Raw genomic sequence first — 18,163 nt, 5'->3', positions numbered from 1 at the left:
GGAGATTTCCTCACTACTAATCTTAGTATGTTTTTTGTTATACTCATTTTATCAATAGAAATGGAGTCAAATAAAATGATTGAACAGATTTATGAACAATATCTTGATTTTTATGATGTTATTGAAAAGGAATATAGTTATTTAGTAGATAATGATTTAGAATGGGAAGTTTTTCATCTTCGATTTTTACTCTATTATTTAGTTCGGTACAAGTTTGATATTATGAATCCTTTATTTTCTTACCACTATAGAGCTTGCTACCGTTTGTATATTGAACAGTTATTGATGTCAAATGATTATGTTGTAGGATAATCTGTAATTACTGTTATTTCCGAACAATTTTATACTTTTATATTGTCATGATAAAAATTTACAATATTTTTTTAATATTAATTTTCTAATTTTCTTTAATTCCCTAATGTTTCTGGTCTTTGGTCTTGAAAAAATTGAGAATCTTTATTATAATAAATTGTAAGATATAATTGCAGGTGAGATTCCTGCCATGTATGTGAGAAAGGAAGAGCCTAAGGGCTCAGACAAGATTATGACTTCAGTTGTTGTTGTAGGTACCCAGTGGGGTGATGAAGGTAAAGGGAAGATTACAGACTTCCTTTCAGCTAATGCAGAAGTGATTGCACGTTACCAAGGTGGCGATAATGCTGGTCACACAATTGTGATCGATGGAAAGAAATTTAAGTTGCACTTGATTCCTTCTGGAATTTTCTTCCCTGAAAAAATTTCTGTCATTGGGAATGGGATGGTTGTAAATCCTAAGTCACTTGTGAAAGAGTTGAGCTATCTTCATGATGAAGGTGTTACAACAGATAATCTACGTATTTCTGATCGTGCGCATGTTATTTTGCCGTACCACATCGAGTTAGACCGTTTGCAAGAAGAAGCTAAGGGTGAAAATAAAATTGGTACTACTATCAAGGGTATCGGACCAGCTTATATGGATAAGGCTGCTCGTGTTGGAATCCGTATCGCAGATCTTTTGGATAAAGAGATTTTCCGTGAACGTTTAGAACGCAATCTTGCTGAGAAAAATCGTCAATTTGTAAAATTGTATGATAGCGAACCTATTTCATTTGATGATATTTTTGAAGAATATTATGAGTATGGCCAACAAATCAAGCAATATGTAACAGATACTTCTGTTATCTTGAATGATGCACTTGATAATGGCAAACGTGTTCTTTTTGAAGGTGCACAAGGGGTCATGTTAGATATTGATCAAGGAACTTATCCGTTTGTTACTTCTTCAAACCCTGTTGCTGGTGGTGTGACAATTGGTTCTGGTGTTGGTCCAAGCAAGATTGACAAGGTTGTAGGTGTATGTAAAGCTTATACAAGTCGTGTTGGTGATGGTCCATTCCCAACTGAATTGTTTGATGAAGTGGGAGAACGCATTCGTGAAGTAGGTCATGAGTATGGTACTACAACAGGTCGTCCACGTCGTGTAGGTTGGTTTGACTCAGTTGTGATGCGTCATAGTCGCCGTGTTTCTGGCATTACAAATTTATCTTTGAACTCTATCGATGTTTTGAGTGGTTTGGATACAGTTAAAATCTGTGTTGCTTATGATCTTGACGGTCAACGCATTGACTACTATCCAGCTAGTCTTGAACAATTGAAACGTTGTAAACCTATTTATGAAGAATTACCAGGTTGGTCAGAAGATATCACTGGAGTACGTACTTTGGAAGATCTTCCTGAAAATGCACGTAACTATGTTCGTCGTGTTAGCGAATTGGTTGGCGTTCGTATCTCTACTTTCTCAGTGGGTCCTGGTCGTGAACAAACAAATATTTTAGAAAGTGTTTGGTCATAAGAGATTTTTTAAGATTTGTTTAAGATAGTTCAGCTATACTATAGACAGTTACAAGAAGACCTCCTAACTTGTTGTAACAAATATCCTAAACTTTTCTTTTTCATAATAATCTCCCTATAAAGTCACCGCATTCGGTGGCTTTTTTTATGTAGTGAAACATGGTATAATGATAAAATTGATGATAGTCAGTGAAAATTAAAGAGTAAATTAGTTATGAATCGATAAAAATATTATTTTGAAGTTGCAGATGTTAGTATTACATTAATGCTAAGGGAATTCTGATATATTTGGAAGAGATTTTAAAAGATAATAAGCAGGAAAAGAGAGAAGCTATGGATTATACAGTTGAAGAAAAAGAAGCATTTATGAGAGAGGCCTTGAAGGAGGCAGAGATTGCTTTAGAGCATGATGAAATCCCAATAGGTTGCGTAATTATAAAGGATGGAGAAATCATTGGTCGGGGCCACAATGCCCGCGAGGAGTTGCAACGTGCGGTTATGCATGCTGAGATTATGGCCATCGAGAATGCGAATCTGAGGGAAGAGAGCTGGCGTTTGTTGGATTGCACACTTTTTGTGACTATTGAGCCTTGTGTGATGTGCAGCGGGGCGATTGGGCTTGCTCGTATCCCTAAGGTAGTTTATGGGGCTAAAAATCAGAAATTTGGTGCAGCTGGAAGTCTGTATGATATCTTGACAGACGAGCGTCTTAATCATCGTGTGGATGTTGAGACGGGGATTTTAGAGAGTGAATGTGCAGGTATTATGCAGGAATTTTTTAGAAATCGACGGAAAAAATAATTTCTCTTTTAAAATCTTTGGGAATGTGGTATAATAACTAATGGAGCAACAGTTCTGCGTGAAGCGGGTCAGGGGAGGAATCCAGCAGCCCTAAGCGAAGTGAATTGTGTGCTCTTTTTTTGTGCTTTAAAGAAAATAGTTTAAGTGTGGCTAAATAGGAATGAGTTTGTTAATAAAAGGGAAAATAAGGGACATTTGAAATATCTTTAAATTTTTTTGTATGATTTTATTGTTTGCTTTTTGATAGGACACTTTTCTTTATTTTATATAGAAGATTTTTCGTGCTTTTTTCGAATAAATAAGATAAAATAGCCTAGAATAAAAGATTAAAAAGAGGGAAATATGAAAATTCGTGGTTTTGAATTAGTTTCTAGTTTTACAGATGAGAGTTTGCTACCCAAGCGTGAGACAGCACATGCAGCTGGTTACGACTTAAAGGTTGCTGTGCGCACAGTTATTGCTCCAGGAGAGATTGTCCTTGTTCCAACAGGGGTTAAGGCCTATATGCAACCGACAGAAGTGCTTTATCTCTATGATCGTTCTTCAAACCCTCGTAAGAAGGGCTTGGTTTTGATTAACTCTGTGGGTGTCATTGATGGAGATTATTATGGTAACCCAGGAAATGAAGGACATATCTTTGCACAGATGAAAAACATTACCGATCAGGAAGTTGTTCTTGAAGTTGGGGAACGTGTGGTTCAGGCTGTCTTTGCTCCATTTTTGATTGCGGATGGCGATGCGGCAGATGGCGTGCGGACTGGTGGATTTGGATCAACTGGGCACTAAGATGAAGATTATCTTTGTACGTCATGGGGAGCCAGATTATAGTATGCTTGATAAACTTGAAAATCCGCAACTCTATAGTGGTTTTGGTCGTGATTTAGCACCATTGACAGGAAAAGGTTGCAGTCTGGCAAAAGAAGCTGCTAAAACTGCATGTTTTGGAAAGGCAGAGATTATTATTTCATCGTCTGTGACGAGGGCTTTAGAAACAGCACATTATATAGCAGTTGAAACAGGATTGGACTTATTTGTGGAACCGTTTTCATGAGTGGCGTCCAGACTTAGATGGCACTAACTCTGATTTAACTAGTGTATTGGTAGCTCATGAATATTATCTAAAACATCAAGGAGGTTTATCTGAAGATTCTCCCTATCGCTATGAAACTGATCTAGAGATGCGTCATCGTTTTTTAAGAGCTTTGGAAAAGTATAAAAATTATAAAACTATTATCATTGTAACTCACGGAATGCTCATGCGCCAGTTTGTGCCAAATGATAAGATTGATTTTTGCCAAGTGATTGAATGTGAGATAGAGATATAGAAAGAGGTTTATTATCGCAAAGAAAAAGGCGACATTTGTGTGTCAAAATTGTGAGTATAATTCCCCTAAGTATTTAGGGCACTGTCCAAACTGTGGGTCTTGGTCTTCTTTTGTTGAGGAGGTTGAGGTTGCAGAGGTCAAGAATGCGCGTGTGTCCTTGACGGGGGAGAAAAGACAGAAAGAAGAAATTTGCGACCGGCTTGCTGCTTGTATCTTCTCGTATCTTTGAGAAGCGTCGGGCTTCTTGCTTTACTAATCTAGATTTAAAAGATTTTTTAGAGGAAAACGGTGCTAAAAGCATAGAGTTTATAGGGGTAGATGGCAATGGCTGTGTTAAGGCTTCCGTTTTGGCAGCTACCAAGGAGAATTATTAGGTTTCTGTCGATTTGTCTGCTGTCGGAGTTGCCAACCAGAAGAAATTCTCTAAAACACTGAAGCAGTGGCAAGATTGCGGAATCAAGATTGGATAGTTTTATGGGGATCTTAATATGAAAATTATTTTTATCCGTCACGGGGAGCCAAATTACCGTGAGTTAGAGGAGCGTTCCTATACTGGATTCGGGATAGATTTGGCACCCTTATCTGAGAAAGGAAGACAACAAGCTCAGGAACTTTGCAAAAATCCTTTGTTTGGCTCAGCTGATATCCTGGTGTCTTCTGCAGTGACGCGAGCTTTAGAAACGGCTTTTTATGTATCCTGTGCTACTGGCCTTCCTTTGAGGGTAGAGCCATTATTGCATGAATGGCAGGTTTATGAAACAGGTATAGAGAACTTTGAAACAGCTAGATGTCTGTTTTTAGAAAACAAGGGGGAGTTGCTCCCAAATTCTCCTGTTCAATATGAGACAGCTGCGGAGATGAAGTCTCGTTTTCAAGAATGCATGGCTAAGTATCGAGACTACCAGACTGTGGTAGTTGTTGCTCATCGAATGCTCATGCGCCAATTTGTACCAGACGAGAAGATTGATTTTTGCCAAGTGATTGAGTGTGAGATAGAGATATAGAAAGAAGCACAATTAAATGAGCTATAAGGATTTTCAAGCTTTTACCGCAGAAAATTGTCAAGGGTATAAGAAGGTGTATAAGATTAGTATTGGAGGTTTTCTTTACTTGGCTTTTCTTCCAGTAGACTATCAAAAAATCCTTTGCATTTCTTCAGAATATATGTCCATCATCGATAGTGAAAAAAGTCAAGTCACTCCAATAGATGGGGATTACGATGAGATAGAGTTAGTAGCTATGTGTGATGGTTATGATTCACCTATTCCTATTGCTGGACAATATGGTGGAAGCCTTCCTTTGTATAATGGTAAAGACATCCGAGTGACAATGGCTAAAGACCAATCTGAAGAATATCCGATTTTAACCATTTATTGGGCAGAGAATAAAGAAACTAGGACTCAAATTTATAAAGGTTATTTACCCTATATTTTTGGATTTAGTCCTGATGGGGAGTATTATGTCCATGCGGATGATGGTGGACTGATTGTTCTGAAAAAAAATAGTTACTGATTTGGGAAATTAATAAGAGATTTTAAAAATGAAAGGATTAGAATCATCGCAAAGAAAAAAGCGACATTTATATGTCAAAATTGTGGGTATAATTCCCCTAAATATCTAGGACGTTGTCCAAACTGTGGGTCTTGGTCTTCTTTTGTTGAGGAAGTCGAGGTTGCAGAAGTCAAGAATGCGCGTGTGTCCTTGACAGGTGAGAAAACCAAGCCCATGAAACTGGCTGAAGTGACCTCCATCAATGTCAATCGAACAAAGACTGAAATGGAGGAGTTCAACCGTGTACTCGGTGGGGGTGTGGTACCAGGAAGTCTTGTCCTTATCGGTGGGGATCCAGGGATTGGGAAATCAACCCTGCTCTTACAAGTCTCAACCCAGCTGTCTCAAGTGGGGACAGTTCTCTATGTCAGTGGGGAGGAGTCTGCTCAGCAAATCAAACTCCGTGCAGAGCGTTTAGGTGATATTGATAGCGAGTTTTATCTCTATGCAGAGACCAATATGCAGAGCGTGCGGGCAGAGGTAGAGAGAATTCAGCCAGATTTTCTCATCATCGACTCTATCCAGACCATCATGTCTCCTGAGATTTCTGGAGTTCAAGGATCTGTTTCTCAGGTGCGTGAGGTGACTGCAGAACTCATGCAGCTGGCCAAGACCAATAACATCGCTATCTTTATCGTCGGTCATGTGACCAAGGAAGGAACCTTGGCGGGTCCTCGTATGTTGGAGCATATGGTGGATACGGTTCTTTACTTTGAAGGGGAGCGCCATCATACCTTCCGAATTTTAAGAGCGGTCAAAAACCGTTTTGGATCGACCAATGAAATTGGGATTTTTGAGATGCAATCAGGTGGCTTGGTTGAGGTGCTCAATCCGAGTCAAGTTTTCCTAGAAGAACGTTTAGATGGAGCAACTGGTTCGTCCATCGTGGTGACCATGGAAGGGACGCGCCCAATTCTTGCAGAAGTGCAGGCCTTGGTGACACCGACTATGTTTGGGAATGCCAAGCGGACTACAACAGGCCTTGATTTCAATCGTGCAAGTCTGATTATGGCTGTTTTGGAGAAACGGGCAGGTTTACTTCTCCAAAATCAGGATGCCTATCTCAAATCTGCTGGTGGTGTCAAATTGGATGAGCCTGCCATTGACCTTGCTGTAGCAGTTGCTATTGCCTCGAGCTACAAGGACAAGCCAACCAATCCTCAGGAATGTTTTGTAGGAGAATTAGGTTTGACTGGAGAAATTCGGCGTGTAAATCGTATCGAGCAACGCATCAATGAAGCAGCGAAACTTGGATTTACAAAAATCTATGTACCGAAAAATTCCTTGACAGGTATTAAGCCACCTAAGGAAATTCAGGTGATTGGAGTGACGACTATCGGAGAAGTCTTGAAAAAAGTATTTGCCTAATAGTCTTACTCAGTTTTAGATTGCAAAACACTTTATAGCTAATATTTATTAAAAACAAGGAGGAATTTCTGATGAAATTTTCTATGGATAGTCAAATGCAATTTCCTTTGGTAGAGTTATCGCTCAACCAAGGAGAAACAGTCTTTATCCAGCGCGGTAGCATGGTTTACCACACACCTAATGTCAGCCTCAATACCCAACTTAATGCCAGCGGTTCTGGTTTGGGGCGTTTTGTCAAAGCTGTAGGACGTTCTATGGTTTCTGGTGAAAGTACCTTTATCACTCAAGCTATTGCAGAGTCTGATAACGCCAACCTTGCTCTAGCACCAGATACTCCTGGTCAAGTGATTGCTCTTGAGCTAGGTGAAAAGCAGTATCGATTGAATGATGGGGCCTTTCTAGCTCTTGATGGTACAGCCTTCTATACAATGGAACGTCAATCTATTGGGAAGGCTCTTTTCGGGGGTCAAGGTGGTCTTTTCGTGATGACTACTCAAGGTCAGGGAACGCTTTTGGCAAATGCATTTGGTTCGATTAAGAAAATTGAGCTTCAAAACCAAGAAATAACTATTGACAATGCCCATGTGGTGGCTTGGAGTCAATCTTTGGACTATCATATCCACTTAGAAAATGGTTTCTGGCAATCTATTGGTACAGGCGAAGGAGTGGTGAATACCTTCCGAGGTACCGGTGAGGTCTATGTACAAAGTCTCAATCTTCAAAGCTTTGCAGGCTCTCTTAACAAGTATATTCAAAAAGGTTCATAATAATAAAAAAACTAGGACAGAAACCCCAAGCTAGAAGCTGGATGTTTCTGTCCTGGTTTTTTAATAAGGAGGTTGACAGCTGACAAGACAAAGAAAAGATGGTAAGATAGAAGATAAATAATTTGGTTTTCAAATTATCTTAAAAGTAAGAAAGTGTGTTGTCATGTCGTATTTTGAACAGTTTATGCAAGCCAACCAGGCTTATGTTGCCCTGCATGGGCAGTTAAATCTGCCAATCAAGCCGAAAACAAGAGTAGCCATTGTGACTTGTATGGACTCACGTCTGCACGTTGCACAAGCTTTGGGGTTAGCTCTGGGAGATGCCCACATTTTACGGAATGCGGGCGGTCGAGTGACAGACGATATGATTCGCTCACTCGTGATTTCTCAGCAACAAATGGGAACAAGAGAGATTGTGGTTCTTCATCATACAGATTGTGGTGCTCAGACATTTCAAAACGAAGAGTTTCAAGAACATTTAAAAACTGAATTAGGGGTTGATGTCTCGGGTCAAGATTTTCTCCCTTTTCAAGACGTTGAGGAGAGTGTTCGTGAGGATATGCAGTTACTTCGAGAATGCCCATTGATTCCAGATGATGTGGTTATTTCAGGGGCTGTTTATGATGTGGATACAGGTAGTATGAGAGAGGTATACTAACTTTTCATTTGTGAGTTCCTATCTTCCTATGAGATAGAATGTCTAAGTTGTCACATTTCAGCTTGAATATAAGGAATATAAATGAGCACAAGACAAGGGGATAAATGTCCATTCTTGTCTTATTTTTTATTGAAAAATCAAGAAAAAAGCGCTACAATGGTAGTTGGAAAAATTTTGTGAAAAAACACAAGTGATACATAAATACTGGAGGAAATCATGTCTTTTTCTGATTTAAAGCTGTTTGCCCTTTCTTCAAATAGAGAATTGGCAGAGCGTGTGGCGCAAGAGATTGGGATAGAGTTGGGAAAATCGACTGTACGTCAATTTTCAGATGGAGAAATTCAAGTTAATATCGAGGAATCGATCCGTGGGAAACACGTCTTTATCCTACAATCAACTAGCTCACCTGTAAATGACAATCTGCTAGAAATTTTGATTATGGTAGATGCTTTGAAACGCGCCAGTGCAGAATCTGTCAACGTTGTTATGCCTTACTATGGCTATGCACGTCAGGATAGAAAGGCGAGAGCGCGTGAGCCAATCACTTCAAAACTTGTAGCAAATATGCTAGAAGTGGCTGGAGTGGATCGTTTATTGACGATTGACTTGCATGCTGCACAGATTCAGGGATTCTTTGATATTCCTGTCGATCACTTGATGGGTGCTCCTTTAATTGCAGACTACTTTGAGCGTCGTGGCATGGTTGGTTCTGACTATGTGGTTGTCAGTCCAGACCATGGTGGGGTGACTCGTGCTCGTAAATTGGCAGAGTTTTTGAAAACTCCGATTGCCATTATTGATAAACGTCGTAGCGTGGATAAGATGAATACCAGTGAAGTGATGAACATCATTGGTAAGGTAGAAGGCAAGACTTGTATCTTGATTGACGATATGATCGATACAGCTGGAACTATTTGCCATGCGGCGGATGCTCTTGCAGAAGCTGGTGCTGTCGAAGTTTATGCAAGCTGTACGCACCCAGTTCTTTCAGGGCCTGCTATGGATAATATCCAAAAATCAGCTATTAAAAAATTAGTTGTTTTGGATACTATCTACCTACCAGAAGAGCGTTTAATTGATAAGATTGAGCAAATCTCTATCGCTCATCTCTTGGCAGATGCTATTATCCGTATCCATGAAAAACGTCCTCTATCTCCATTATTTAGTATTGAGAAAAAAATCTAACGAATTCGTTAGATCAGACAAAACTCCTAATAAAGTGATAGACCTTGTTGGGAGTTTTCTTAATTAGATCAGAAAAATGTGAAAATTTCACTAATTGTTCGTTTTTTAGTCCATTTTTTTCCTTAATCTTTCGAGAATATTGCTTGTTTTTTAAGAATATAATAAATTTTACTCGTTTTTTACCAGAAATTTTAAAAATAGTTTAAGAAAAAGCTTGACAACTTAAATATATGTGATATAATTTGAGGTAATAAGGATTATCTTTATAATTAAAATTAAACTTAAAGAGGAGATAAAACAATGAAAAAAGTTTTATTGGCATCAGTAGCAGCTCTTGCAGTATTCTCAGCAGCAGCTCCAGTTTTTGCACAAGGAGAAAACCCAGCTTCTTCTAACCAATTGATCCAAAAGAAATATGTTTCTGAACGTGATATTGCAGATCAAGCTTATGCATACGTAGAAGCTCACCCAGAAGATATCGCAGCAGCTGTTGAAAAAGAACCTTCAGTGATTGCAGCTCGTGCAGAACTTGCTAAAGCTCAAGCAATCGTTGGTCACACTCATGAAAAAGCTGTAGCAACTGCTAAAGCTAACCTTGATGAAGTTTTGGCTGACGCAACAAATTCACAACGTAACCGTGCAATCCAATACTTGCAAGAAACATACCGTAACGCAGCTAAAGCTCAAGGTAACTACTGGAACGACCCAACTGGTGTTGAAGATAACAAACCTAACCCAACTCGTATCGCTGAAGACCAAGCTAACCAAACAGGTACAGCTGCATCAGCTGACCAAGCAGCAGCTGATCAAGCTGCAACTAAACCAGAAGATGGTAAACCAGGTGCTGTAGACCAAGCTAAAAAAGCAGACGAAGCAGCTAAAAAAGCTGGCGCAAATGCTAAAGCAGGTCAAAAAGCTCTTCCAAAAACACACGCTGCTAAATAATTTTATTTAAAAAGTAGCCAATCACTGAAACTTGGTTTCAGTGATTTTTTTGGTAAAAAATGAGGGAGGAAAAGATGAGTAGACGTTCTACGACAAAGAAATCACCAATTACTAAAATAATTGCTTCAATCGTTGCAGTAGCTATCGTTGCTTTGGGAGGCTTCTTTATCTATAAAAGCTTCCTAGCTCCAAGTGGAGATAAGCAAAATGATGCAAAGGTTACTCAGGAAGCTCCAAAACAAGCCTATACTGCTAGCGCAGAAGAAAAGGAATACCTCGCAAATAAATTTAAAGGCTTGCTTGCAACAAACTCTGAGACGGTTGGTTACGTATATATTCCTGGTACACAGTTAGATGAGCCAGTCGTTCAAACAACGGATAATGCGACTTATTTGGATAAGCGTTTTGATGGCGTTAACGAACCTTTAATGGGTGCAGTCTTTATGGATGCTGATAACAAGAAGGACTTTAGTGATCGATTGACTTGGTTATTTGGTCACGCTCGTGGTAGTAAAGTTTCTGACCACCGCATGTTTAAAGATGTGAATTACTTCAGTCGCCAAGAATATTTTGATGAACACCCTTATGTTGTCATTGAAACTCCAGAGAGAAAGTATTATTATGAAGCTGTTGCTATGATCATTGTTCCAGAAGAAACAGCTTTTTACCGTACTTCTTTTGATGATGATGCAGATTTTGAGAAACAGCTAACTACTATTTATGATACTGCAGAGGTTAAGAAGCCAAATGTCAAGGTATCAGCTAAGGATAAATATCTTGTTCTTTCTACTTGTCGTGAAGAAGATGATACGATTCGTGCCAATCTCTACCTTCGACAAATTCCTGACTCAGAGATGAGTGACTTTGTCAAACAACATGGAGAAAGCCTTCAGTATAAACCAACAAGAGAATAATCTTTAAATAAAATTTTTATGAATCCTCCTCAAATTGAATGAAATTGTTTAATTTTGGGAGGATTTTTTGATTTTATAGTAAATTTCTGCAAACCCTTTCAAAATATGCTATACTGATGAAAGATGAAAAAGGAGGGTTTTTATGACTCAAGAATTTATCAATCCAAGTGATGGCGTAATCCGTCAGTATCTAGAAACCAGTAAGACTCTAGCAGTAGTGGGCTTGTCTGACCGTGAGGAGACAACTAGCAATCGAGTGACAAAGGAAATGCAGGCTCGTGGCTATAAAATCATACCAGTAAACCCTAAGGCTACAGGTGGGGAAATCTTGGGAGAAAAGGCTTATGCCAGTCTAGCTGAGATTCCTTTCCCTGTAGATATCGTTAATGTCTATCGTCGTAGTGAGTTTCTACCAGATGTGGCACGAGATTTTCTCAAGGCTGATGCTAAGATTTTCTGGGCGCAACTAGGACTTGAAAGTCTAGAAGCGGAAGAAATCTTGCGTACTGGAGGTTGCGATGATATCGTGATGAACCGTTGTATTAAGAGAGAACATACACGCTTAATTCTTGAACAATAAAAAAAGGTAGCTTGCGGGCTACCTTTTGTGTTATACTCAATGAAAATCAAAGAGCAAACTAGCCGCAGGTTGCTCAAAACACTGTTTTGAGGTTGTGGATAGAACTGACGAAGTCAGTAACCATACCTACGGCAAGGCGACGCTGACGTGGTTTGAAGAGATTTTCGAAGAGTATTAGAAAATACCGATGAGCGTTTGCATACCGAGACTAGTCAGGATGATGGCAATCCAGCAGAGAGCTCCGAGAAGAATGGATTTACCGCTGGACTTAATCATAGCGATGAGGTTGGTTTTGAGACCAATAGCACTCATAGCCATGATGATGAGGAATTTGGAGAGTTGTTTGAGAGGTGAAAAGAAGCTATTGCTGACACCTAAGGAAGTAAGGACTGTGGTTAGCAGAGAAGCTAGGATGAAGTAGAGAATGAAAACAGGGAAGATTTTTTTAAGTTTTACCCCTTGGTTGTTTCCTTGTTGACGACTTTGCCAGTAAGAGAGGAAGAGAGTGATAGGGATAATAGCTAGGGTACGGGTCAATTTGACAATGGTGGCAGACTCAAGAGTGTTTGTATTGTATAGACTATCCCAGGCGCTGGCAGTAGCTGTTACAGAGGAAGTATCATTGACCGCAGTTCCTGCAAAGAGAGCAAAACCTTCGTTGGAAAGATGGAGCCAAGAACCTAGAGTTGGGAAGATAAGAGCTGCCAAGACATTGAAGAAAAAGATAACAGAAATGGCTTGTGCGACTTCTTTTTCCTTGGCATGGATGACAGGAGCAGTCGCTGCAATGGCAGAACCGCCACAGATAGAGGAACCAACACCAATCAAGGTAGCTAGCTTTGTATCTAGGTAAAAAAAGCGCTGGAAGAGATAGGCAACAATCAAGGCTATAGAAATGGTGGATAGAATGACAGGGAGCGAAGATTTTCCTACTGCAAAAACTTGAGAGATATTGAGTCCAAACCCAAGCAAGATAACAGCATACTGAAGTAATTTCTTGGAGCTGTAAGTCAAACCAGCATCTAGTTGTTTATAGGAAGTGAGAAATGGGTGGAGAATCATGCCAATAAAGATGGCAAAGACAGGTGCCCCGACAACAGGCAAGAAGCTCCCTAAAATCCAAGAAATGATAGATATGATAAGACAGACCAAAAGTCCAGCCCAATTTTTTGATAGAAATGACATAAAAACCTCCGAAAATAAGCACTTCTTATTATAGTCTTGTCTAGAAGAAAAGTAAAGAGAAAGTAAAGTTTAATAATTATTTGACAAGTTTCTCAAATTTATGTGATAATAGCTGTACAAGAACTGTAACGAAGTCTTGGCAAAAACAGAAATACCAGAGCTCCACCTCTGGTATTTCTGTTTGTCTAGTCATATTAAAACTAAACTCAGGTTATATTTTTTGTCGCGCTTGTCTAGCCACTTTCTGACTATCCACTCAGAAATGACGTTACCGATCTAGTAATCAATAATGGTGCTAGAATAGTTGTAACGAAGATTAGCAAAACCGTATTTTACAAAGGTATACTCTGTAATATTTAAATCCTTATTAAATCAACGTTTCTAAAGAAAAAGTAGCTGTAAAATATTATATATACAGCGTATTGTTAAACCAAGACGGTACCAAAAATTAAGGTTTCGGAGCTTATAAAATAAAGAAAGATATCTCAATCAGTTGAGCTTTTTTTAGTACCATTTTGTAGCAAAGTGACATAGTCGCTTTTTATGTGGAATAGGTGAGATAAAAAAATAGTGTTTTGTTTTTGGTCGATGAAGTAGAGTAAGACATACTGGCCGATAATTTTTCCTCGTGTAGGGTACTTACTATTAATCTTTACACCAATTTTTTCATCGGCGTCAAAACCAGCCTCAGGAAAGACTTCTAAACTTTTTAAGCCATCTAAAATTTTACTCACAGTATTTTTAGCAGACTGAGGTGATAAAAGAACAGTAGTGATGTAATCATGAATACTGTCAATAGCTTGGCTCACTTCATCAGAAATAATTACTTTATAAGCCATAGCGTGCCCTCATACTGTCTAGGGAAGTCCCTTTTCCTGCTTCATATTCTCTTAAGGCTCGTTCGGATTGAGCTTGTAATTCCTCAATCAACTGTTCACGGTGTAAATCTTCTGCAGTCTTGATTGGCAAGTCCTGTTCGAGGACAATCTGCTCTATAAAAAGAGTGATAGCATCCGTCATGGTCATTCCTTTTTCCTTGATAATGGCTCTAGCTTGTTCCATTGCTAACTCATTGATTTTAAAATTGTATTGCTTAACAAGTGATTTAGTCATGGTATATCTCCGTTCTATATCGTGTATATCCAGTATATATTTTTTGAACTTTTTTTGCAAGAAAAAAACTCTTGAATATACTCCAAGAGTGAAACGAATAGGACCAGTGGTGGAGCGGGTTCTTTACAGCCTAAAGTTGAAGGTAGTGCCAAACCTGAAGCTGAATCATCAGCAACATTTGAGCAAACTGTTACCAGTCACCCGACATCATCCTATCCTTAGTTATAAGTTTAGAATAAATAAGAGAGAATATCAACAATAATTCTTATTACAACCATCTGTCCTGTACCTTTGTTTGATTTTCTTGTTTTTGAATAAATTGCCTGACTGTATCTTTCAAATGTTTCTGCAATTCAAGAATCTGACTAAATTCATTTAGACTAGCCTGATTATCTTCGTTTACTTTTTTTGTGATCTGATTTATATTGCCCCCTATCCGATTTATTTCCTTACATAACTTCTCAATACTCGTCGAAAATCTCCTAATACGTTGTCATCTTCGACTTACCTAACTTTAGTTATGCTTTCACCTCAATTCCTAGTTTCATGAGATTTTCATTGAGTATTCTAAAAACATAGTGTTGTAATAAATTTAAATGAACATACATCAGTTGCTTATGCTAGTGTGATTTTGCGGTTGGGGGGCTTTTGTAGTATAATAGTCATATGTCCTTTAAGTAAGGAGGGTATCTATGGACTTAACCAAGCGATTTAATAAACAATTAGATAAGATTCAAATTTCCTTGATTCGTCAGTTTGACCAGGCTATTTCAGAGATTCCTGGGGTTCTACGTCTGACATTGGGAGAGCCTGACTTCACAACTCCAGACCATGTCAAGGAGGCGGCTAAGCGCGCCATTGACCAAAATCAATCCTACTATACAGGGATGAGTGGTTTGATGACTTTACGCCAGGCAGCTAGTGATTTTGTAAGAGAAAAATACCAGCTAGACTATAATCCTAAAAATGAAATCTTGGTCACAATTGGTGCGACAGAGGCTCTATCAGCTACTTTGACAGCTATTTTAGAAGAGGGTGACAAGGTTCTCTTGCCAGCTCCTGCCTATCCAGGTTATGAACCAATTGTTAATCTAGTTGGTGCAGAGATTGTCGAGATTGATACGACTGAAAATGGTTTTGTCTTGACTCCTGAAATGCTGGAGAAGGCAATTCTGGAGCAGGGTGACAAGCTCAAGGCTGTTATTCTTAACTATCCAGCCAATCCTACAGGGATTACTTATAGTCGCGAACAGTTGGAAGCCTTGGCTGACGTTTTACGCAAGTATGAGATTTTCGTTGTCTGTGATGAGGTCTACTCAGAATTAACTTATACAGGGGAAAATCATGTATCTTTGGGAACGATGCTGAGAGATCAGGCCATTATTATTAACGGTTTATCTAAATCCCATGCTATGACAGGTTGGCGTTTAGGTTTTATCTTTGCTCCAGCAAATTTCACAGCCCAGTTAATCAAGAGTCATCAGTACTTGGTCACTGCCGCAAATACCATGGCTCAACATGCTGCGGTGGAAGCCTTGACGGCTGGTAAGAACGATGCAGAGCCGATGAAGAAGGAGTATATCCAACGTCGGGACTACATTATCGAGAAGATGACTGACCTTGGTTTTGAAATCATCAAGCCAGACGGTGCTTTTTATATCTTTGCTAAGATTCCAGCAGGCTATAATCAAGATTCCTTTGCTTTTCTGAAGGATTTTGCTCAGAAGAAGGCTGTTGCCTTTATCCCTGGTGCAGCTTTTGGTCAATATGGAGAAGGTTATGTGCGCTTGTCTTATGCGGCTAGTATGGAAACCATCAGAGAGGCTATGAAACGTCTTGAGGAGTACATGAGAGAAGCATGATTCAGTCTATTACGAGTCAGGGGTTGGTGCTCTACAATCGTAATTTTCGTGAGGATGACAAGCTAGTCAAGATTTTTACAGAGCAGGTCGGTAAGCGCATGTTTTTTGTCAAACATGTCGGTCAATCCAAACTGGCTCCAGTTATTCAACCTTTGGTGCTGGCTCGTTTTCTTTTACGAATCAATGATGATGGGCTTAGTTATATTGAAGACTATCATGAGGTGATGACCTTTCCAAAAATCAATAGTGATCTCTTTGTCATGGCCTATGCGACCTATGTGGCAGCTCTGGCAGATGCTAGTTTGCAGGACAATCAACAGGATGCTCCCTTGTTTGCTTTTTTACAAAAGACTTTAGAGTTGATGGAAGAGGGTTTGGATTATCAAGTTTTGACTAATATTTTTGAAATTCAGATTTTGACACGTTTTGGGATCAGTCTTAACTTTAATGAGTGTGTCTTTTGCCATCGGGTCGGTCAGGCTTTTGACTTTTCTTTCAAATATGGCGCTTGCTTATGTCCTGAGCATTATCATGAGGATGAGAAACGTTGTCATCTGAATCCAAACATTCCCTATCTGCTCAATCAATTTCAAGCTATTAACTTTGAGACTTTAGAGACTATTTCTCTCAAGCCTGAAATCAAGCAAGAATTGCGTCAGTTCATGGATCAAATTTATGAAGAATACGTAGGAATTCACCTAAAATCAAAGAAATTTATTGATTCCCTAGCTGATTGGGGACAATTACTAAAAGAGGAAGACAAATGAAAAAAATCGCAGTAGATGCAATGGGTGGCGATTATGCACCTCAAGCTATTGTAGAGGGAGTCAATCAAGCCCTTGCTGACTTTTCAGATATTGAGATTCAACTTTACGGAGATGAAAGTAAAATTAAGCAATATCTAACAGCTACAGATCGCATCAGTATTATCCATACAGATGAGAAAATTGATTCAGACGATGAACCAACAAAAGCCATCCGTAAGAAGAAAAATGCAAGCATGGTCTTGGCGGCCAAGGCCGTCAAAGATGGGGAGGCAGATGCCGTGCTCTCTGCAGGAAATACCGGTGCTTTGCTAGCGGCAGGATTTTTCATCGTTGGTCGCATCAAGAATATTGACCGACCTGGACTTATGTCAACCTTACCAACAGTTGATGGGAAAGGTTTTGATATGCTAGATCTCGGTGCCAATGCAGAAAACACAGCCCATCATCTTCATCAATATGCCATCCTAGGTTCTTTCTACGCTAAAAATGTTCGTGGAATTGCAAAACCACGAGTTGGTTTGCTTAATAACGGGACAGAGAGCAGTAAGGGAGATCCACTCCGCAAGGAAACTTATGACTTGCTAGTAGCTGATGAGAGTTTGAACTTTATCGGTAATGTGGAAGCGCGTGATTTGATGGAGGGTGTTGCAGATGTTGTCGTGGCAGACGGTTTCACGGGAAACGCTGTGCTAAAATCCATCGAAGGTACAGCCATGGGAATCATGAGCTTACTTAAAAATGCTATTACAGGTGGTGGACTTCGAGCAAAACTTGGTGCTCTTCTTCTCAAGGATAGCCTTAGAGGTTTGAAAAAGCAGCTCAACTATTCAGATGTTGGGGGTGCAGTCTTGTTTGGTGTTAAGGCGCCTGTTGTCAAGACTCATGGCTCAAGTGATGCCAAGGCTGTGTACAGTACGATTCGTCAGATTCGTACCATGCTAAAAACAGACGTAGTTGCTCAAACTGCGCATGAATTTTCAGGAGAATAATATATATGACAGAAAAAGAAATTTTTGACCGTATCGTGACCATTATCCAAGAACGTCAAGGAGAAGACTTTGTAGTCACAGAGGCCTTGAGCTTGAAGGATGATTTGGATGCTGATTCGGTAGATTTGATGGAATTTGTTCTAACCGTTGAGGATGAATTTGGAATTGAAATCAGTGATGAAGAAATCGACCATCTTCAAAGTGTGGCAGATGTATTGAAAGCCATTAAAGATAAAATCTAATATATAGCAACATGCAAGTCATGTTGTTTTTTTATTTCTCGAAAAAAGATATAGTCAATTGAAACAAGAACAAGACAAAAG

General features: G+C 39.3%; 21 protein-coding genes, 1 other RNA gene and 3 pseudogenes. 21 read left to right on the top strand and 4 right to left on the bottom strand.

Annotated features, from left to right (window positions below; genetic code table 11):
* The 17 genes and pseudogenes from comW to HMPREF2837_RS06800 form a co-directional block, all read left to right on the top strand.
* On the top strand, nucleotides 1-312 hold a 312-nt coding region (gene comW / locus HMPREF2837_RS06870), incomplete at its 5' end, for a sigma(X)-activator ComW (protein WP_261674343.1).
* A gap of 232 nt (nucleotides 313-544) precedes the next feature.
* Nucleotides 545-1,831 carry an adenylosuccinate synthase gene (locus HMPREF2837_RS06865; RefSeq protein ID WP_025171244.1) on the top strand — a complete coding sequence of 429 codons (1,287 nt, stop codon included), beginning with the start codon at nucleotides 545-547 and terminating at the stop codon, nucleotides 1,829-1,831.
* Between the two features lie 332 nt (nucleotides 1,832-2,163).
* Nucleotides 2,164-2,631 carry a tRNA adenosine(34) deaminase TadA gene (tadA, locus tag HMPREF2837_RS06860; RefSeq protein ID WP_075230761.1) on the top strand — a complete coding sequence of 156 codons (468 nt, stop codon included), beginning with the start codon at nucleotides 2,164-2,166 and terminating at the stop codon, nucleotides 2,629-2,631.
* 32 nt (nucleotides 2,632-2,663) lie between these two features.
* Nucleotides 2,664-2,761: signal recognition particle sRNA small type (gene ffs, locus HMPREF2837_RS06855), an RNA gene on the top strand.
* 212 nt (nucleotides 2,762-2,973) lie between these two features.
* Nucleotides 2,974-3,417 carry a dUTP diphosphatase gene (locus HMPREF2837_RS06850; protein ID WP_075230760.1) on the top strand — a complete coding sequence of 148 codons (444 nt, stop codon included), beginning with the start codon at nucleotides 2,974-2,976 and terminating at the stop codon, nucleotides 3,415-3,417.
* A 1-nt stretch (nucleotide 3,418) separates the two neighbouring features.
* Nucleotides 3,419-3,956: pseudogene (locus HMPREF2837_RS06845) on the top strand (histidine phosphatase family protein).
* Nucleotides 3,957-3,966: 10 nt separating this feature from the next.
* Nucleotides 3,967-4,128 (top strand): annotated as a pseudogene (locus tag HMPREF2837_RS10780) (DNA repair protein RadA); the annotation flags it as partial.
* Nucleotides 4,124-4,426 (top strand): annotated as a pseudogene (locus HMPREF2837_RS10775) (isochorismatase family protein); the annotation flags it as partial. The pseudogenes HMPREF2837_RS10780 and HMPREF2837_RS10775, both read left to right, overlap by 5 nt.
* An 18-nt stretch (nucleotides 4,427-4,444) precedes the next feature.
* On the top strand, nucleotides 4,445-4,960 hold the full coding sequence (locus HMPREF2837_RS06840) for a histidine phosphatase family protein (RefSeq protein ID WP_075230759.1): 516 nt from the start codon (nucleotides 4,445-4,447) through the stop codon (nucleotides 4,958-4,960).
* Nucleotides 4,961-4,976: 16 nt separating this feature from the next.
* Nucleotides 4,977-5,468, top strand: coding sequence for a hypothetical protein (locus HMPREF2837_RS06835; RefSeq protein ID WP_075230758.1), 492 nt, complete (start codon nucleotides 4,977-4,979; stop codon nucleotides 5,466-5,468).
* Nucleotides 5,469-5,504: 36 nt separating this feature from the next.
* Nucleotides 5,505-6,875 carry a DNA repair protein RadA gene (gene radA / locus HMPREF2837_RS06830; protein ID WP_398578170.1) on the top strand — a complete coding sequence of 457 codons (1,371 nt, stop codon included), beginning with the start codon at nucleotides 5,505-5,507 and terminating at the stop codon, nucleotides 6,873-6,875.
* 71 nt (nucleotides 6,876-6,946) lie between these two features.
* Nucleotides 6,947-7,642, top strand: a complete 696-nt coding sequence (locus HMPREF2837_RS06825) for a TIGR00266 family protein (protein WP_075230756.1) — start codon at nucleotides 6,947-6,949, stop codon at nucleotides 7,640-7,642.
* A 163-nt stretch (nucleotides 7,643-7,805) separates the two neighbouring features.
* Nucleotides 7,806-8,300 (top strand): beta-class carbonic anhydrase, encoded by a 495-nt coding sequence (locus HMPREF2837_RS06820; protein WP_006147430.1) that lies wholly within the window; start codon nucleotides 7,806-7,808, stop codon nucleotides 8,298-8,300.
* Nucleotides 8,301-8,516: 216 nt separating this feature from the next.
* On the top strand, nucleotides 8,517-9,485 hold the full coding sequence (locus HMPREF2837_RS06815; RefSeq protein ID WP_000010179.1) for a ribose-phosphate diphosphokinase: 969 nt from the start codon (nucleotides 8,517-8,519) through the stop codon (nucleotides 9,483-9,485).
* 300 nt (nucleotides 9,486-9,785) lie between these two features.
* A complete protein-coding gene (gene abpA / locus HMPREF2837_RS06810; RefSeq protein WP_075230755.1) occupies nucleotides 9,786-10,430 on the top strand; it encodes an amylase-binding adhesin AbpA in 645 nt (214 codons plus the stop codon).
* A 74-nt stretch (nucleotides 10,431-10,504) separates the two neighbouring features.
* Complete coding sequence (srtB, locus tag HMPREF2837_RS06805; RefSeq protein ID WP_075230754.1) at nucleotides 10,505-11,344, top strand: class B sortase, LPKTxAVK-specific; 840 nt, start codon at nucleotides 10,505-10,507, stop codon at nucleotides 11,342-11,344.
* A 142-nt stretch (nucleotides 11,345-11,486) separates the two neighbouring features.
* A complete protein-coding gene (locus HMPREF2837_RS06800; RefSeq protein ID WP_000191085.1) occupies nucleotides 11,487-11,924 on the top strand; it encodes a CoA-binding protein in 438 nt (145 codons plus the stop codon).
* 174 nt (nucleotides 11,925-12,098) lie between these two features.
* Here the strand turns inward: HMPREF2837_RS06800 and HMPREF2837_RS06795 are convergent, their stop codons facing one another.
* The 4 genes from HMPREF2837_RS06795 to HMPREF2837_RS10770 form a co-directional block, all read right to left on the bottom strand.
* Nucleotides 12,099-13,109 carry a YeiH family protein gene (locus HMPREF2837_RS06795; protein ID WP_075230753.1) on the bottom strand — a complete coding sequence of 337 codons (1,011 nt, stop codon included), beginning with the start codon at nucleotides 13,107-13,109 and terminating at the stop codon, nucleotides 12,099-12,101.
* Nucleotides 13,110-13,594: 485 nt separating this feature from the next.
* Nucleotides 13,595-13,948 carry a type II toxin-antitoxin system RelE/ParE family toxin gene (locus tag HMPREF2837_RS06790; protein WP_075230752.1) on the bottom strand — a complete coding sequence of 118 codons (354 nt, stop codon included), beginning with the start codon at nucleotides 13,946-13,948 and terminating at the stop codon, nucleotides 13,595-13,597.
* Nucleotides 13,938-14,222, bottom strand: a complete 285-nt coding sequence (locus HMPREF2837_RS06785; protein WP_049549413.1) for a type II toxin-antitoxin system RelB/ParD family antitoxin — start codon at nucleotides 14,220-14,222, stop codon at nucleotides 13,938-13,940. Before HMPREF2837_RS06785 ends, HMPREF2837_RS06790 begins: the two co-directional genes overlap by 11 nt.
* A 268-nt stretch (nucleotides 14,223-14,490) precedes the next feature.
* Entirely contained in the window at nucleotides 14,491-14,658 is a 168-nt protein-coding gene (locus HMPREF2837_RS10770; protein WP_398578169.1) for a plasmid mobilization relaxosome protein MobC, read from the bottom strand.
* Between the two features lie 256 nt (nucleotides 14,659-14,914).
* On the opposite strand from HMPREF2837_RS10770, the gene HMPREF2837_RS06780 reads away from it, so the two are divergent.
* The 4 genes from HMPREF2837_RS06780 to HMPREF2837_RS06765 are packed head-to-tail and all read left to right on the top strand — an operon-like array spanning nucleotide 14,915 to nucleotide 18,082.
* Nucleotides 14,915-16,084, top strand: coding sequence for a pyridoxal phosphate-dependent aminotransferase (locus tag HMPREF2837_RS06780; protein ID WP_075230751.1), 1,170 nt, complete (start codon nucleotides 14,915-14,917; stop codon nucleotides 16,082-16,084).
* Nucleotides 16,081-16,851 carry a DNA repair protein RecO gene (gene recO / locus HMPREF2837_RS06775; protein WP_075230750.1) on the top strand — a complete coding sequence of 257 codons (771 nt, stop codon included), beginning with the start codon at nucleotides 16,081-16,083 and terminating at the stop codon, nucleotides 16,849-16,851. The genes HMPREF2837_RS06780 and recO overlap by 4 nt, the downstream gene beginning before the upstream one ends.
* Nucleotides 16,848-17,840 (top strand): phosphate acyltransferase PlsX, encoded by a 993-nt coding sequence (plsX, locus tag HMPREF2837_RS06770; RefSeq protein ID WP_049549410.1) that lies wholly within the window; start codon nucleotides 16,848-16,850, stop codon nucleotides 17,838-17,840. The genes recO and plsX overlap by 4 nt, the downstream gene beginning before the upstream one ends.
* A 5-nt stretch (nucleotides 17,841-17,845) precedes the next feature.
* Complete coding sequence (locus tag HMPREF2837_RS06765) at nucleotides 17,846-18,082, top strand: acyl carrier protein (protein WP_049549409.1); 237 nt, start codon at nucleotides 17,846-17,848, stop codon at nucleotides 18,080-18,082.
* The last annotated feature ends 81 nt before the right edge of the window (nucleotides 18,083-18,163 follow it).

The sequence above is a fragment of the Streptococcus sp. HMSC071D03 genome, from assembly GCF_001812125.1.
Classification (GTDB): Bacteria; Bacillota; Bacilli; order Lactobacillales; family Streptococcaceae; genus Streptococcus; species Streptococcus pseudopneumoniae_N.
This window is presented reverse-complemented; position numbering and strand designations above follow the sequence as displayed.